This window comes from Actinotalea sp. C106, assembly GCF_023630195.1.
Classification (GTDB): Bacteria; Actinomycetota; Actinomycetes; order Actinomycetales; family Cellulomonadaceae; genus Actinotalea.
This window is the reverse complement of sequence record NZ_JALPKN010000585.1, coordinates 1-759: the sequence shown is the minus strand read 5'-3', so window position 1 is coordinate 759 and position 759 is coordinate 1. Positions and strand designations below refer to the sequence as shown.

At 76.3% G+C, this 759-nt stretch carries 1 protein-coding gene; it reads left to right on the top strand.

Features of this window, described 5'->3' with window-relative positions:
* Window positions 1–21: 21 nt before the first annotated feature.
* A partial coding sequence (locus L0B03_RS18635) for an energy-coupling factor transporter transmembrane protein EcfT (RefSeq protein ID WP_250448596.1) occupies window positions 22–759 on the top strand: 738 nt, incomplete at its 3' end.

The following is a 759-nucleotide window of genomic DNA, read 5'->3' as shown; positions in this document are numbered from 1 at the left end:
CCGCACCCCGGAGGTGGCGTGATGGGCGCAGCGCCCCCGCCCGCACCGTCCCCGCTCGTGGCGCCTCCCCTCGCACCGTCCTGGCTCGCGCGGTGCGACCCGAGCGTGCTGCTCGCCGTCGTCGTCGCGGTGCCCCTGGTGCTGATCCGGACCTACGAGCCCGTCCCGCTGCTCTGCCTGTGGGCAGGTGCGCTGCTCGCGGTGAGGGTGGCCGCGCAGGTGCCGTGGCGCCGCCTGGCCCTCGCCCAGCTGCCGTTCCTGTCCTTCGGCCTGAGCCTGGTGGTCGTCAACGCCGTCACCCGGCCCGGCACCCCGGTCGCGACGTGGTGGGGGCTCGAGGTCACGGACACGGGACTGCGGATGGGCGTCGCGCTCGCGGTGCGGACGATGCTCATCGGGACCTGCGCGATCGGGTTCCTGGCGGCGGTCCGTCCCGACCGGCTGCTCTCCTCGCTGCACCAGGTCGCGCGCCTGCCCGTCCGGATCACGGCGGCCTTCCTCGCTGCTCACCGGCTGCTCGACGACCTGCCCGAGGAGTGGCTCACCATCCGGCGCGCCCACGCGGTGCGGCACGGGCTGGTGAGGGCGCAGGGCCGGCGAGGTGCGCAGCTCTCGCGGCGACCGGCGGACCTGGCCCGCGCGGCCTTCGTGCTCCTGGTGACCAGCATCCGCCGGGCCGAGCGGATCGCGATCTCACTCGAGAGCCGCGGGCTGGGGGCCCTGGACCGGCGCGTGCGCACCGTCTGGCACCCGGCCGCG